This is a genomic window from Amycolatopsis sp. NPDC051102 (assembly GCF_040682815.1).
In the GTDB taxonomy this organism is placed as follows: domain Bacteria; phylum Actinomycetota; class Actinomycetes; order Mycobacteriales; family Pseudonocardiaceae; genus Amycolatopsis.
In genome coordinates this window covers 1-14,185 of record NZ_JBFBBT010000044.1, presented here as the reverse complement: position 1 = coordinate 14,185, position 14,185 = coordinate 1, and the positions used below count along the sequence as shown (strand labels likewise).

15 protein-coding genes are annotated in these 14,185 nt (G+C 71.0%); 4 read left to right on the top strand and 11 right to left on the bottom strand.

Going from position 1 to position 14,185, the window contains the following annotated elements:
* Positions 1 to 30 precede the first annotated feature (30 nt).
* Positions 31 to 843 (top strand): SAM-dependent methyltransferase, encoded by an 813-nt coding sequence (locus tag AB0M93_RS48365; protein ID WP_364288232.1) that lies wholly within the window; start codon positions 31 to 33, stop codon positions 841 to 843.
* A gap of 10 nt (positions 844 to 853) precedes the next feature.
* Here AB0M93_RS48365 and AB0M93_RS48360 read toward each other — a convergent pair whose 3' ends face one another.
* The 6 genes from AB0M93_RS48360 to xerD all read right to left on the bottom strand — a co-directional run bounded on the left by AB0M93_RS48360 (position 854) and on the right by xerD (position 5,756).
* Positions 854 to 1,606, bottom strand: a complete 753-nt coding sequence (locus AB0M93_RS48360) for a pseudouridine synthase (RefSeq protein WP_364288229.1) — start codon at positions 1,604 to 1,606, stop codon at positions 854 to 856.
* Positions 1,593 to 2,420, bottom strand: coding sequence for an SMC-Scp complex subunit ScpB (gene scpB, locus AB0M93_RS48355; protein WP_364288226.1), 828 nt, complete (start codon positions 2,418 to 2,420; stop codon positions 1,593 to 1,595). Before scpB ends, AB0M93_RS48360 begins: the two co-directional genes overlap by 14 nt.
* Positions 2,417 to 3,319 (bottom strand): segregation/condensation protein A, encoded by a 903-nt coding sequence (locus tag AB0M93_RS48350; protein ID WP_364288224.1) that lies wholly within the window; start codon positions 3,317 to 3,319, stop codon positions 2,417 to 2,419. Before AB0M93_RS48350 ends, scpB begins: the two co-directional genes overlap by 4 nt.
* Complete coding sequence (locus AB0M93_RS48345) at positions 3,319 to 3,738, bottom strand: cobyrinic acid a,c-diamide synthase (protein ID WP_364288222.1); 420 nt, start codon at positions 3,736 to 3,738, stop codon at positions 3,319 to 3,321. Before AB0M93_RS48345 ends, AB0M93_RS48350 begins: the two co-directional genes overlap by 1 nt.
* Entirely contained in the window at positions 3,735 to 4,706 is a 972-nt protein-coding gene (locus AB0M93_RS48340; RefSeq protein ID WP_364288220.1) for a ParA family protein, read from the bottom strand. Before AB0M93_RS48340 ends, AB0M93_RS48345 begins: the two co-directional genes overlap by 4 nt.
* A gap of 147 nt (positions 4,707 to 4,853) precedes the next feature.
* Complete coding sequence (gene xerD / locus AB0M93_RS48335) at positions 4,854 to 5,756, bottom strand: site-specific tyrosine recombinase XerD (RefSeq protein ID WP_364288265.1); 903 nt, start codon at positions 5,754 to 5,756, stop codon at positions 4,854 to 4,856.
* A gap of 106 nt (positions 5,757 to 5,862) precedes the next feature.
* Between xerD and AB0M93_RS48330 the strand changes: the two genes are divergently transcribed.
* Positions 5,863 to 6,390, top strand: a complete 528-nt coding sequence (locus tag AB0M93_RS48330) for a DUF1707 domain-containing protein (protein ID WP_364288218.1) — start codon at positions 5,863 to 5,865, stop codon at positions 6,388 to 6,390.
* 21 nt (positions 6,391 to 6,411) lie between these two features.
* Here the strand turns inward: AB0M93_RS48330 and AB0M93_RS48325 are convergent, their stop codons facing one another.
* The 5 genes from AB0M93_RS48325 to AB0M93_RS48305 form a co-directional block, all read right to left on the bottom strand.
* A complete protein-coding gene (locus AB0M93_RS48325) occupies positions 6,412 to 7,041 on the bottom strand; it encodes an NUDIX hydrolase (RefSeq protein WP_364288216.1) in 630 nt (209 codons plus the stop codon).
* Positions 7,038 to 8,738, bottom strand: coding sequence for a CTP synthase (locus tag AB0M93_RS48320; RefSeq protein ID WP_364288214.1), 1,701 nt, complete (start codon positions 8,736 to 8,738; stop codon positions 7,038 to 7,040). The genes AB0M93_RS48325 and AB0M93_RS48320 overlap by 4 nt, the downstream gene beginning before the upstream one ends.
* A gap of 156 nt (positions 8,739 to 8,894) precedes the next feature.
* Positions 8,895 to 10,058 carry an acyltransferase gene (locus AB0M93_RS48315; protein WP_364288212.1) on the bottom strand — a complete coding sequence of 388 codons (1,164 nt, stop codon included), beginning with the start codon at positions 10,056 to 10,058 and terminating at the stop codon, positions 8,895 to 8,897.
* Positions 10,059 to 10,291: 233 nt separating this feature from the next.
* A complete protein-coding gene (locus tag AB0M93_RS48310; RefSeq protein WP_364288209.1) occupies positions 10,292 to 11,482 on the bottom strand; it encodes a peptidase S8 in 1,191 nt (396 codons plus the stop codon).
* A gap of 161 nt (positions 11,483 to 11,643) precedes the next feature.
* Positions 11,644 to 12,312 (bottom strand): GntR family transcriptional regulator, encoded by a 669-nt coding sequence (locus AB0M93_RS48305; protein WP_364288206.1) that lies wholly within the window; start codon positions 12,310 to 12,312, stop codon positions 11,644 to 11,646.
* 147 nt (positions 12,313 to 12,459) lie between these two features.
* On the opposite strand from AB0M93_RS48305, the gene AB0M93_RS48300 reads away from it, so the two are divergent.
* Together AB0M93_RS48300 and AB0M93_RS48295 are read left to right on the top strand one after the other, a co-directional pair.
* Positions 12,460 to 13,881, top strand: a complete 1,422-nt coding sequence (locus AB0M93_RS48300; RefSeq protein ID WP_364288203.1) for an NCS1 family nucleobase:cation symporter-1 — start codon at positions 12,460 to 12,462, stop codon at positions 13,879 to 13,881.
* On the top strand, positions 13,878 to 14,185 hold a 308-nt coding region (locus AB0M93_RS48295; protein ID WP_364288200.1), incomplete at its 3' end, for an aspartate/glutamate racemase family protein. The genes AB0M93_RS48300 and AB0M93_RS48295, both read left to right, overlap by 4 nt.

Genomic DNA, 14,185 nt, shown 5'->3' with positions numbered 1-14,185 from the left:
CGGCGGAAAGTCGGGCGTACGTTGGAAAGCATGACGGAGTCCCTGCCCGCGGTGAGCGCCACCGCCGTCGGTGTCGCCGCGCTGCGAGCGTACGAAAGCCGCCGCCCGGATCGCCTGTTCGACGATCCGTACGCGGCCGCGTTCCACGCTGCGGGCAGGTCCCTGCTGCCCGTCGCGCCGGGCGAGACCCCGCAGGGCGGCCTCGGCGCGCTCTTCGCCGCGCAGGTGGCGATCCGCACCCGGTTCTACGACGACTACCTGCTGGGCGCCGGGTGCCCGCAGGTCGGGGTGCTCGCCGCCGGGCTCGACACCCGCGCCTTCCGGCTCGCCTGGCCGCCGGGCGTGCGGTTGTTCGAGCTCGACCTGCCCGAGGTCCTCGCGTTCAAGGACGAGGTCCTGGCCGGCCAGGGCGCGACGCCGTCGTGCGAGCGCGTCGTCGTCCCGGCCGACCTGCGCGACGACTGGGCGGGTGCCCTCCGTGCCGCCGGGTTCGACCCCGGTGTTCCCACGGCGTGGCTGGCCGAGGGCCTGCTGGTCTACCTGTCCCGCGAAGACGCCGAAGCGCTGCTGTCGACCGTGACCAGGCTGTCCGCGCCGGGGAGCCGGGTGTCGTTCGAGCACCGGTCGGCCGAAACGCGGGACAGCCTGTTCGCCCGCGCCAAGGCCACCCCGGGGGCCGAACGCGTCACGCGCCTGTGGCAGGGCGGGCTCGGCGACGCGGCGCCGGAGTGGCTCCGCGGGCACGGCTGGGAACCCAGCCTCGTCTCCCGCGCCGAACTGGCCGCGGAGTACGGCCGTCCGGGCGAGGAAACGCTCGACGGCTTCGTCACCGCCGTGCGGTGACGACTGGGCGTCAGAGTTCGACGTTGCGGTAGAGCGCGCCGACCTCGGTCTTCGTCAGGCGCCGGATCGAGCCGACGCGCTGGTTGCCGAGCTGGACGTCGCCGATCGCGGTGCGAACCAGCTTGAGCACCGGGTGGCCGGTGTCCTTGAGCAGGCGGCGCACGATGTGCTTCTTGCCCTCGTGGATCACCAGCTCCACCAGCGACTTGCCAGAGTGCATGTCCTTGACGCGGAACTGGTCGACCTTGACGATGCCGTCGGGCAGCTCCCAGCCCTTGCGCAGCTCCTTGCCGAGCCCGCGCGGGACGAGGCCGTCGACCTCGGCGAGGTAGGTCTTGAGCACCCGGTAGGACGGGTGCATCAGCCGGTGCCCGAGGTCGCCGTCGTTGGTCAGCAGCAGCAGGCCCTCGGTGTTCTCGTCGAGCCGGCCGACGTGCACGACACCGGGTGTCTCCTCGTAGCGGCCGCGCAGGTAGTCGCCGACGCACGGGCGGCCGCGGTCGTCCGACATCGTCGAGTGCACGCCCTTGGGCTTGTTCAGGGCGAGGTAGATCAGGTCGTCGCGCAGGTTCACCCGGGTGCCGTCGACGTGGATGATCGCGGCCTCCGGGTCGACGCGGCGGCCCAGCTCGGTGACGACCTCGCCGTCCACCTCGACCCGGCCGGCGACGATCAGGTCCTCCGCCGCGCGCCGGGAGGCGACCCCGGCTTGCGACAGCACCTTCTGCAGCCGGACGCCGTCGGGGTGTTCACTGGATGTCATCGATGGTGTCCACTTCGGGTAGCAACGGAGCGATGGCGGGCAGGTCGTTCAGTGACGACAGCCCCAGTCGCTCCAGGAACAGCTCGGTCGTCACGTACAGCGTCCCGGTCGTCTCGGGATCGGTCCCCATCTCTTCGATGAGGCCGCGCGCGAGCAGCGTCCGAATCACGCCGTCCACGTTCACGCCGCGCACCGCGGCGACCCTGGCACGGGTCACCGGCTGCCGGTACGCGATCACGGCGAGGCTCTCCAGCGCGGCCCGGGTCAGCTTCGACCGCTGGCCGTCCAGCAGGAGCTTCTCCACGAACGGGGCATAGACGTCCCTAGTGTAGAACCGCCACCCTTCGCCGACGCGCCGCAGGTCGATCCCGGACATCCGGTCGGTGAACTTCTGCGCCATGGTCCGCAGCGCGACGACGATCCGCGACTTGGGCTGGCCGAGGGTGTCGGCGAGGAGTTCTTCGCTCGCGGGCGAGTCGACGATGAGGAGCAGGGCTTCGAGCGCGGCTTCAAGGGCCTCGTCGGAGGTGACGTCCGGCATGGCGTCGGCGTCCCCGGCGGCGACCAGGTCGGACGCGGGATCCCCCAACCCAGGCCCAGCCTCCGCCTCCGGCCCCTCCTCGACAGGGGCACTTTCACGTGAAAGTGCCCCTTCGGGCTCGGTGACCGCGGTCAAGGGCTCCACCGGCGAGCCGTCCTCGGTCACCGGCTCGCCGGACAGGGCCTCTTCCAGCGCCAGCTCCGCCGCGGCCTCTTCCGGCTCGCCGACCGGCGGCACCGGGGCCTCGGCGACTTCGTTGTTCTCCGGGCTCACCCGTACTCCTCTTCGTCTCCGAACGCGCGGTCGAGCTCGGCCGCCGCGGAGGCTTCTTCCTTCGAGCCGCCCGTCCAGCGGACGTGCAGCTCGGCCAGCGCCTCGCTCTGCTCGAACTGGACCGTCGCCTCGCGGTAGAGCTCCAGCAGCGCCAGGAAGCGCGCCACGATCTCCACCGTGTGCTCGCAGTCGTCGACCAGCTCGCCGAACGTCGCCTGGCCGCGCTCGGCCAGCATCACCCGCAGCACCGCCGCGTGTTCGCGCACCGAAATGCGGCCCATGTGGATGTGCGCGATCGACACCGTCGGCGGCGGCTTCGGGCGGAACACCGCCACCGCGATGTCGGCGAACTTCTGCGGCGTCACGCCCAGCATCACCTCGGGCAGCAGCCCGACGAACCGCTCCTCCAGGGCCACCGAGCGCGGGTACCGCCGCAGCGCACCCTGTTCCAGCTCGCCGAACAGCGCCGCCACCTGCTTGTACGCGCGGTACTGCAGGATTCGCGCGAACAGCAGGTCGCGGGCCTCGAGCAGGGCGAGGTCGTCCTCGTTCTCCACCTCGGCCGAGGGCAGCAGCCGCGCGGCCTTGAGGTCGAGCAGGGTCGCCGCGATGACCAGGAACTCCGTGGTCTCGTCGAGGTTCCAGTCGGTGCCCAGCGCGCGCGTGTACGCGATGAAGTCGTCGGTGACCGTGTGCAACGCCACTTCGGTGACGTCGAGCTGGTGCTGCGAGATCAGCTGCAGCAGCAGGTCGAACGGGCCCTCGAAGTTGGCCAGCCGCACCTTGAACTTCGACGTGCTCAGTTCTTCGGTGTTGACGCCTGCGGGGATCATCCCGCCGTGCACCGTCTGGTGCACTTCGGGAACCTGTTCCTCCGGAGCCGGTTCCGGCTCGTCCATCAGCCCTCGGTTTCGCCGCCGTCTGAGCCGACCACCCGCAGCCGCTGCACCAGCACCGATTCCTCGCCGTGCTCGTCGAAGTCGGCCAGCAGCACCGCGACCGCCTCGCGGACCAGCCGGCCGCGGTCGACGACCAAGTCGTGCTTCGCCCGCAGCGTCAGCCGGGCCTGCTCCATGGCCAGGAGCTCGTCGCCGGAGACGTACACGGTGATCTTCGCGTCGTGCTTGGTCCGGCCGGAGCCGTGCGGGGCCGCACCGCCGCTGCGGGCCAGCTGCTCCTGGGGAGCGGCCTGCTTCGCGTGGCCGTTGCCGTTTTCGGCGGGCTCGGCCGGCGGGGGCTGGGGTGGCAGGTCGAGAGCGGGACTGGAGGTGATGCGGAAGAGTTCCGACGCTCCGGGCAGGGAGGCGCGCCTGCTCACCGAGCGATCACCTCGCGGGCCAGCTGGCGGTACGCCGCCGCGCCGGCCGACTTGGGCGCCCAGGTCGTGATCGGCTCACCCGCGACCGTCGTCTCGGGGAACCGCACCGTGCGGTTGATGACCGTGTCGAACACGGTCTCGCCGAATGCCTCCACCACGCGAGCCATGACCTCCTTCGAATGCAGGGTTCTCGGGTCGTACATGGTGGCGAGAATCCCGACTATGTCCAGTTTGGGGTTGAGGCGTTCCTGGACCTTCTCGATGGTGTCGATCAGGAGGGCGACGCCTCGCAGACTGAAGAACTCGCACTCCAGCGGGATGATCACGCCGTCCGCGGCGGTCAGCGCGTTCACCGTGAGCAAGCCGAGCGAGGGCTGGCAGTCGACAAGAACATAGTCGTAGTCGTTCATGACCGGACGAAGGACCCGTAACAACGTGTGCTCGCGCCCTACCTCGGCGACGAGCTGGACCTCGGCGGCGGACAGGTCGATGTTGCTCGGCAGCAGGTCAACGCCGTCGACGCGGGTTTTCATGAGCACGTCGGTGGCACTGACCGACCGCTCCATGATGGCGTTGTAGACCGTCTGGTCCAGCTCGTGCGGCTGGATGCCGAGGCCGACGGCGAGCGCGCCCTGCGGGTCGAAGTCGACGAGCAGGACCTTGCGGCCGTACTCGGCGAGGGCGGCACCCAGGTTGATGGTCGACGTCGTCTTGCCGACGCCGCCCTTCTGGTTGCACATCGCCATGATCTTGGCCGGGCCGTGCTTGTCCAGCGGGGCCGGATCGGGGTGCTCGCGGATCGGGCGGCCGGTGGGCCCGATGCCCTCGAGCTTGACCTTCTTGCCGTTGCGCTCGGCTGAATCGTCGCCGTCGTGGTCGGCAGGCGTAGCGATGGTGACCTGGCTGAGGTTCGCCGCCGCCGACCCGGCGGACTCGGCCGAAGGGGCCGGCTGGTTCGGTGTCGACATGGCGCGAAAGCTCCTTGTTCGTCAGCGTCCGCCGCAGCCTATGTCCGGAGTCGGAGCCCCGGCAAAGCAACGCGCCGGACTCGACGGGGCAATGTCACTCGACCGTCGGTGCAGGCCGGCAAGGCTGTTGACGCTTTATAGGGCCGTCTAGCCCAGCGCGCGCGGGTGCGCCGTCGCGTACACCTCGCGCAGGGTGTTGACCGTGACCAGCGTGTACACCTGGGTCGTCGTCACCGACGCGTGGCCGAGCAGTTCCTGGACGACGCGGACATCCGCGCCGCCCTCGAGCAGGTGCGTGGCGAAGGAGTGGCGGAGGGTGTGCGGCGACACGACGGCGGTGATGCCCGCCCGTTCGGCGGTGTCCTTGAGGACCTGCCACGCGCTCTGCCGCGACAGCCGGCTCCCGCGGGCGTTGAGGAACAGCGCCGCGGTGCCGCGGCCGTGGGCGGCGAGCGCCGGGCGGGCGCGGACGGTGTAGGCGTGCAGCGCGGCGAGCGCGGGACGGCCGATCGGCACCAGCCGCTGCTTGCCGCCCTTGCCGTCGAGCAGCACGGTCCGCTCGGCGGCGTCGACGTCGTCGACGTCCAGGCCGACCGCTTCGGAGATCCGGGCCCCGGTCGAGTAGAGCACCTCGAGCAGCGCCCGGTCGCGCAGCGGGCGCTCGCCGTCCGGGGGCGGGGTCTCGAGCAGCCGCAGCACGTCGTCGACCGGCAGGGCCTTGGGCAGCCGCTTCGCCGGCGTCGGTGGCCGGACTTCGCGGGCCGGGTTGTGCTCGGTGAGGCCTTCGGCGTGCGCGAACTTGTGCAGGCCCCGGACCGCGACCAGCGCCCGGGCGGCCGACGACGCGGCCAGCGGCTTGTGCTCGTCGTCGCCCTCGCGCAGCGCCGCGCCGAAGGACGTGACGTGCGCGGACGTGACGTCGGCGACCTTCGCGACACCCAGGCCGTCCAAGTGCGCGGCGTACCGGCGCAGGTCGCGGGCGTAGCTGTCCAGGGTGTTGCGTGCGGTCCCGCGTTCGACGGCCAGGTGGTCGAGGTACGCGGCGATCACGCCGTCCGTGCTGCCCGGGGCTGCCACGGTCGTCACCTTAGGCCGCCCGGGGCTCGTGACCGGGGAGAAACCCCGTTCCCCGCGTCACGCGGTTACCGTGGATGCCATGGAGTCCGACGAACTCCGCATCGGCACCGCCGAGCGCGAGGAAGCGGCGAGGCTGCTCGCCGACCACTTCGGCATGGGCCGCATCACCCCGGACGAGTACGAGACCCGGGTGACGGACGCCTACGCGGCGGCGACCCTGGGCGCCCTCCGGCCGCTGTTCCGCGACCTGCCGCAGCCGCACCCGGGCTTCTTCGGGTCACCGCCCACGCCGATGCCGACGTACGCCCAGCCCACCACGCAGCTGCTGGTGTACGCGCTCGACCCGTACGCGCCACCGGCTCCGGTGCCGTACGCGCCGTCGATGCCCATGCCGTACTCGCACCGGTCGAAGACGGTGGCCGGCGTGCTGCAGATCGTGCTGCCCTTCGGGGTCGGCCGGTTCTACACCGGCCAGACCGGCCTGGGCGTGCTCCAGCTGTTCGCCACCCTGTGCACCGGGGTCGGCGTGCTGTGGCCGATCATCGACGGCATCGTGCTCCTGGTCAACGGCGGTTCGGACGCCGAAGGCCGCCCGCTGCGCCCCTGATCCGGGGCGCAGCGGACCGGCTCAGGACTCCTTGCGCTTGGCGAACGCCGTCGGGCGGTCGGCCCACGGGGCGTCCGCCGGCCGGGTGGAAGCCGCCCCGGTGAGCACCGCGTGCGTGGCCAGCACCCCCGACACCGTGGCGCCGTTGAGCAGCTCGCCCGCCAGCGCCATCCGGACCGCCTCGGCGAGCGGGAACTTGCGGATCACCAGGTCCGCCTCCTCCTCGCCGAGCACCTCGCGGTCCACATCGGACAGTCCGCGGGCCAGGAAGACCCGGACCACCTCGTCGGTGAAGCCGGGCGACGCCGCGACGTCGACCAGGGTCACCCAGTCCTCGGCGGCCAGCCCGACCTCTTCGACGAGCTCGCGCTTGGCCGTGCCGACCGGTTCCTCGCCGAGGTGGTCGATCAGGCCGGCGGGCAGCTCCCACAGCCGGTGCCCGATCGGGTGCCGGTACTGGTGGATCAGCGTGACCTGCTGGTCCTCGTCCAGCGCGACGATCGCCACCGCGCCGAGGTGCTCGATCACCTCGCGGGTCGCCGTGTCGCCGCCCGGCATCACGACCTCGTCGATCCGCAGGCCGACGACCCGTCCGATGTGGACGTCCCGGCTGGCCGCGACGCTGAACTCGTGCTCGCCCGGCGCGCTCATCGGGCCGCCACCGTTGCCTCGGGCAGCTCGACCGGCAGCCGCTCGGCGACCTTGCGGTCGACGACGGCCTTGACGAACGCGCTGAACAGCGGGTGCGGCCGGGTCGGGCGGCTCTTGAGCTCCGGGTGGGCCTGGGTGCCGACGAAGAACGGGTGCACCTCGGCCGGCAGCTCGACGAACTCGACCAGGCGGTCGTCCGGCGAGGTGCCGGAGAACACCAGGCCCGCGTCGGTGAGCTGCTTGCGGTAGGCGTTGTTGACCTCGTAGCGGTGCCGGTGCCGCTCGGACACCTCGGTGGTGCCGTACGCCTTCGCGACCTGCGAGCCCGCCTTGAGCTTCGCCGGGTACGCGCCGAGCCGCATGGTGCCGCCCATGTCCCGCTCCCCCGCGACGACGTCGCGCTGGTCGGCCATGGTCGAGATCACCGGGTGCGTGGTGTTCTCGTCGAACTCCGACGAGCCCGCGTCCTCGATGCCGGCCAGGTGCCGGGCCGCCTCGATGACCATGCACTGCAGGCCGAGGCACAGGCCGAGCAGCGGGACGCCGCGGGTGCGGGCGTACTCGATCGCGCCGACCTTGCCCTCGATCCCGCGGATGCCGAACCCGCCCGGGATCAGCACACCGTCCACATCGGACAGCACGGAGGCGGCGCCGGACGCCGTCTGCGCGTCGTCGGAGGCCACCCAGACGATCTCGACCTTCGCGCGGTGGGCGAACCCGCCCGCACGCAGGGCCTCGGTGACCGACAGGTAGGCGTCGGGCAGGTCGATGTACTTGCCGACGACCGCGATCCGCACGACCTCGTTCGGGTTGTGCACCCGGTCGAGCAGGTCGCCCCACACCGTCCAGTCGACGTCGCGGAACGGCAGGCCGAGGCGGCGGACGACGTAGGCGTCGAGCGCCTCGCGGTGCAGCACCTTCGGGATGTCGTAGATGGACCGCGCGTCCGGGCAGGCGATGACGGCCTCGGTGTCGACGTCGCACATCAGGCCGATCTTGCGCTTGAGGTCCTCGGGGATCTCCCGGTCGGCCCGGCAGACCAGCGCGTCGGGCTGGATGCCGATGTTGCGCAGCGCGGCGACCGAGTGCTGGGTCGGCTTCGTCTTGAGCTCGCCCGAGGGCGCCAGGTACGGCACCAGCGAGACGTGCAGGAAGAAGCAGTGGTCACGGCCGACGTCGTGGCGGACCTGGCGGCAGGCCTCCAGGAACGGCAGGGACTCGATGTCGCCGACCGTGCCGCCGACCTCGGTGATGACGACGTCCGGCGACTGGCCGTTCTCGTCGGGCTCGGCGGCCGCGGTGATCCGGGCTTTGATCTCGTCGGTGATGTGCGGGATGACCTGCACGGTGTCGCCGAGGTACTCGCCGCGGCGCTCCTTGGCGATCACCTCGGAGTAGACCTGGCCGGTGGTGACGTTGGCCTTGCCGTCGAGGTCGCGGTCGAGGAACCGCTCGTAGTGGCCGATGTCGAGGTCGGTCTCGGCGCCGTCGTCGGTGACGAACACCTCACCGTGCTGGAACGGGTTCATCGTCCCGGGGTCGACGTTGAGATAGGGGTCGAGCTTCTGCATCGTGACGCGAAGCCCGCGTGCGGTAAGGAGCTGACCCAGGCTGGAAGCCGTGAGTCCCTTACCCAGAGAGGAGGCAACGCCTCCGGTGACAAAGACGTACTTGGTTGCCCGTGACTGAAGTCCCACGGGCCGCCAGCATATCCCACGGCTGCGGATCCGCACGCTCGGACATGCCCGCCGGATTCTTTTTGGGGGGTCCGGGGTGGCGGAGCCCCCCGGCCGGGCGCGGGGTTCGCCCGCAAGACACAGCCGGATATGACCTGTGCCACCCACCCGGGTGACTCAGGCCGCCGCTTTCGCCGGACGACGCAGCCGCGGCCGCCCCGTGAGCGCGCGGCTGCCCGGCAGCCGCCGCAGCACCTCGACCATGGTGATCGTCAGCGCGATCGTCGCCACGTAGATGATGACGCTGAGCCACGGCGCGCCGAACCGCTCCGCGACGTGCGGGATCACCGGGCCGAGCAGGGCCAGCGCCAGCGGGTGGACGAGGAAGACGCTGAACGACCGGTTCGCCGCCCACGACACCAGGCGGGCGCCGCGGCTGCCCTCGCGCCGGCGCGCCGCCCACCAGGTGCTGAACGCGTAGATCGCCGCGATGACGGTGAGGAACCACGGGATCAGGTACGGCTGGAACGGGTCGCTGGCCACCTGCGGGAACGTTCCATTGTGGACAGTGCGGAGGTAGTACCACTCGGTGCCGGCCAGCACGGCGACGAGCGCGCCGCCGAGGAGCAGCCGGTGCCGGCCCGCCCAGGCGTGCACGGTCTCGAAGTGCATGGCCACCACGGCCCCGAACAGCGTGTAGAACTGGTACGGCACGATCGTGGCGTACAGGTGGGTGATGGTCTCGTAGCTCACGCCCAGCGGCTGGTAGGTCATGAACAGCGTCACGCCGACCTGCAGCAGCCCGCTGCCGAGCAGCAGCCACCCGTGCTTGCCCGCGGTCGCCCGCAGCAGCTTCATCAGCAGCGGGAAGAGCAGGTAGACCTGCATCGTCACGAGCAGGAAGTACAGGTGGTACCAGGCACCGCCGGTGACGAGGTCCTTGAGCAGCAGGCGCATCGACGCCTCGAGCGAGCCCGGCTGCTGCGCCCCGGTCACCAGCGAATACGCCCAGAAGAACATCGACCAGGCCAGGTAGGGCGTCGCGACCAGCGGGAGCCGGCGGCGCCAGAAGTCACCGGCGGTGAACTCGCGGCGGCGGTTCTGGAACACCAGCACGAACCCGGTGAGCGCGAAGAACGCCTCCCGGGTGAAGTGCAGCGGCGTCTCGACGGCGTTGGCGCCCACGTCCTGCGCGAAGTTCGTCGCGCCCACCACGTGGATGAGGATGACGCAGGCGAACGTGACCAACCGGAACAGGTCGATCTGGTGGAGGTAGGGCGCTTTGCCGCCCGGTCTCGTGCTGCGGGCGGGGGCTTCGAGGGTGGCCTGGGCAGTCGTCATCGTGCCGCCGATCCGGCACCGTCGTCGGCGTGGTTCACGTTGTCAGACTTGCCACCCATTCTGTGAATTTCCCATGAAGCCACTGGGAAGCGCCTGTTGGCGGGGCTCCTGGGGCGTGTCGGATATGCCACTCCCGCTGGGGATGCGTGGTTACCGTGATCATGTTAGTGCGCACAGTGAAGGGCCACCACCCGGGCGCGACGCTCGCGTGGTGGCCCTTCGAGGAGATCAGGTCAGAAGGCGGCGCCCCCGGCCGGGGTGCCCAGCCCGGTCGGGCCGTCGTAGCCGGTGACCGCGGTGCACAGGTAGCTGCCGCCGCACGAGCCGTTGCTGCCGCCGCTCACGTCGTACAACGACGACGTGTGCGAGTACACGGTGTTCGCCCCCGAGACGCCGCTGACGCCGCCGAGCGCGTACACCCCGCCGACGACCGGGGCCGCGACGCTCGTGCCGCCGAACACCAGCCAGCCGGACCGGCCCTGGTAGGCCGTGCTGTCGTAGACGGCGACGCCGGTGGCGGGGTCGGCGACGGCGCTGACGTCGGCCACCGTCCGCTTGCCGCACCCGCTGTCGGTCTGCCACGACGGCTTGGTGATGTAGGCGGAGCAGCCGCTGCCCGCGCCGCTCCACGCCGTCTCGCTCCAGCCGCGGGTGTTCGACGCCTTCTTCAGGCTGGTGCCGCCGACCGCGGTGACGTACCGCGACGCGGCCGGGAATTCGACGCCGTAGCCGGAGTCACCGGAGCTGACCGTGATCGCGACGCCGGGGTGGTTGAAGTACTGGCCTTCGGAGCTCGCCTCACCGGAGAACTCGCTGCCGCCGTAGCTGTTGCTGACGACTTCGGCGCCCAGCCGCACGGCGGTGTTCACGGCCGTGCCGAGGTTGGCGAAGCTCGACGAGGTGCCCTCGACCAGCAGGACGTTGCACTTCGGGCAGATCGCCGACGCCATGTCGAGGTCGAGGGAGATCTCCTGCGCCCAGCCGCCGTCTTTGCGCGGGTAGCTGGTCCCGCCGTTCTGGTCGGCCTTGGCGAAGCACGGGGTGGTGCTGGCGTCGATCGACGACGGCGTGCAGGACGCGAGCGCGGGGATGCCGTACTGGGCGCGGTACACGTTGACGTCGGCGAAGGCGGTCGGGGCGTCGTAGGCGTCCACGATGGCGATCGTGCGGCCCGCGCCGGCGCTGCCGGCGAGCGAGCCGAGGTTGTAGGCGGAGAGCAGGTCGGCCGGGCCGAGCCCGGACGGCGTGGCCGCCAGGGCGGCGGTGGTGTCGGTGTCGATCCAGGCGTTGCAGGCCGCGAACCCGGCGGGCGCGGCCGAGCAGACGCGCTGGGCGTGGCCGTGCTGGGCGGGGGCCGCGTGAGCGACACCGGCGGTGGTCAGGGCGAGGGTGAAGGCTGCGGCGAATACTGTCGCTCTACGCACAGTGAACCTCCGGAAAGGTGGGGACGCCGGACGGCGAGACCGGTGACCGACGACCGTAAGCAGCCGTTCGGCCGCATCACACAGACCAAAGTCGGGTCACCGTTGGTGCGAATGGCTGAAAAACCGGGCGCCGGGCCACAATCTCCGGCAAACCGGACGCCTCAGCCCGCAGGCCGTTCACCGGGTTCTTCGCCGAAGAGCGAACGCAGCGTGACCTCCCGGTTCACCCGCACGTGTTCGACGGCGGACGCCTTCGCCCGCTCGGCGTCCCCCGAAGCGATCGCCTCGTAGAGCCGCCGGTGCTCGTCGAGCAGCTCGGTCCAGTGCTCGTTCTGGCTCGTGAGCCAGCGCAGGCGGCCTTCGAGGGGCTGCAGCATCGTGGTCAGCAGCGCGTTGCCCGCGATGGCGACGATCTCGTCGTGGAAGCGCGAGTTGAGGACGGTGATCCGGGCGGCGTCGCCGCGGGCCGTGGCGCGGGCTGCGTCGGCGAGGACGCGCTCGAGGCGCTTGAGCTCCGCGGCACCCGACCGCTCCGCAGCGAGCCCCGCGGCGAGGCCTTCGAGAGCCTCCCGGACGTCGAACAGCTCCTCGACGTCGACCCGCGCCAGCTGCCGGACGACGACCCGGCGCGGCGACTGGACGACCAGGAACCCTTCGGCTTCCAGGCTGCGGATGGCCTCGCGGACCGGCACCCGGGAGACGCCGAGGTCTTCGGCCAGCTCCCGCTCGACCAGCCGGTCGCCCGGGCGGAGCCGCCCGGTCAGGATCCGTTCGCGCAGCTCCTCGCGGACCCGCTGCCGGGTGGCCGCGAGGGGTTGCCGCTCGTTCACCGCGCCCCTCCTTCAACACCGCCGTAACCGGCCGTAACACGAGTTTATCGGCCGGAGGGTTGACTCGGGCGGACGCCGGGGTGATATTTGGGATTCCAAAGTTTGGTATCCCAAAATGCCGTCTGCGCATGTGGACCGGAGGCACGCATGACCGCCGCCCCGCTCACCGAACCCTCCCGAGAGACGACCCCGCCGCCCGACCCCCGGCTCTGGAACTCCGACCTCGCCCCGGCGGAGGAACGCCGCTGGAAGGTCTACGACATCTTCGCCCTGTGGATGTCCGACGTGCACAACCTCGGCAACTACACCTTCGCCGCCGGCCTGTTCGTGCTCGGGCTGTCGGCCTGGCAGGTGTTCACCGCGCTGCTGTTCGGCTTCGTGATCATCTACGCCGGCATGAACCTGATGGGCCGGATCGGGCAGCGCACCGGCGTGCCGTTCCCGGTCGTCGCGCGGATCAGCTTCGGCACGTTCGGCGCCAACCTGCCCGCGCTGATCCGCGCGATCATCGCGATCTTCTGGTACGGCATCCAGACCTACCTCGCGAGCGTGGCCATCACGCTGCTCGTGCTCACCATCGACCCGGGCCTCAAACCCCTGACCGAGCACGGCTTCCTCGGCCTGCACGCGCTCGGCTGGATCTGCTTCGTCGCGTTGTGGGCGGTCCAGGCGCTGATCCTGACCCGCGGCATGGAGTCGGTGCGCAAGTTCCAGGACTGGTGCGGCCCGGCGATCTGGGTGGTGATGATCGCCCTCGCCGTCTGGATCCTCGCCGCCGGGCACTGGAGCATCTCCTTCACCAGCACCCCCAAGCAGCTCTCCACCGGGGAGCAGTTCCGGCAGTGGTTCGGCGCGGCCGGGCTCATCCTGGCCACCTACGGCACGCTGATGCTCAACTTCTGCGACTTCTCCCGGTTCGCCCCGGACCAGAAGACCGTGCGGCGCGGCAACTTCTGGGGCCTGCCGATCAACTCGACGGCGTTCGCGCTGCTGTCGGTGATCGTCACCGCGGGCAGCATGCAGGTGTTCGGCGAGGCCATCACCGATCCGGCCGAGCTGCTGGCGAAGGTGCACAACACGCCGGTGCTGATCGTCGGCGCAGTCACCTTCGCGGTGGCGACCATGGGCGTCAACATCGTCGCCAACTTCGTCTCCCCCGCCTACGACCTGGCCAACATCTGGCCGAAGCGGATCAGCTTCACCATCGGCGGGATGATCAGCGCGGTCGCGGCCCTGTGCGTGCTGCCGTGGAAGCTGTACTCCTCGCCGGCCGTGGTCAACTACTTCCTCGGCGGGCTCGGCGCGTTCCTCGGCCCGCTGTTCGGGATCATGATCGTCGACTACTACCTGATCCGGCGCGGCAAGGTCGACGTCGCGCAGCTGTTCGTCGACGGCGGCGCCTACCCGCGGGTGAACCCGCGGGCCCTGGTGACGTTCTTCCCGACCGCCGCACTGGCCGCGGTGATCGCGCTGGTGCCGTACTTCGCGCCGGCCGCCCCGTACTCGTGGTTCATCGGCACGGCGTCGTCGGCGGCCCTGTACTTCGCGGTGTCCAGGAAGCACCGATGAGGATCGTCGTCACCAACTGCAACACCACCGAAGCGATGACGAAGGAGATCGGTGCCGGGGCCCGCGCGGCCGCGAGCCCCGGCACCGAGATCCTCGCCAGGACGCCGCGCTGGGGACCGGAGTCGGCCGAAGGCTGGCTGGACAGCTTCCTGTCCGCCGCGGCCGTGCTCGACCTGCTGCGGGGCCTGGACGAACCGTTCGACGCCGTCGTGGGCGCCGGGGTGGGGGAGCCCGCGCGCGGGGGCGGCGGCGGGGGGCGGGTCGTCCCGGGGGGCGGCCTCCACCCCGCGGCGCCGCCCCAGGG

Coding starts and splice junctions, on each gene's coding strand:
- AB0M93_RS48365 (WP_364288232.1), top strand. CDS start 31: ATGACGGAGTCCCTGCCCGCGGTGAGCGCCACCGCCGTCGGTGTCGCC.
- AB0M93_RS48315 (WP_364288212.1), bottom strand. CDS start 10,058: ATGACGACTGCCCAGGCCACCCTCGAAGCCCCCGCCCGCAGCACGAGA.
- AB0M93_RS48330 (WP_364288218.1), top strand. CDS start 5,863: ATGGAGTCCGACGAACTCCGCATCGGCACCGCCGAGCGCGAGGAAGCG.
- AB0M93_RS48340 (WP_364288220.1), bottom strand. CDS start 4,706: ATGTCGACACCGAACCAGCCGGCCCCTTCGGCCGAGTCCGCCGGGTCG.
- AB0M93_RS48360 (WP_364288229.1), bottom strand. CDS start 1,606: ATGACATCCAGTGAACACCCCGACGGCGTCCGGCTGCAGAAGGTGCTG.
- AB0M93_RS48350 (WP_364288224.1), bottom strand. CDS start 3,319: ATGGACGAGCCGGAACCGGCTCCGGAGGAACAGGTTCCCGAAGTGCAC.
- AB0M93_RS48300 (WP_364288203.1), top strand. CDS start 12,460: ATGACCGCCGCCCCGCTCACCGAACCCTCCCGAGAGACGACCCCGCCG.
- AB0M93_RS48325 (WP_364288216.1), bottom strand. CDS start 7,041: ATGAGCGCGCCGGGCGAGCACGAGTTCAGCGTCGCGGCCAGCCGGGAC.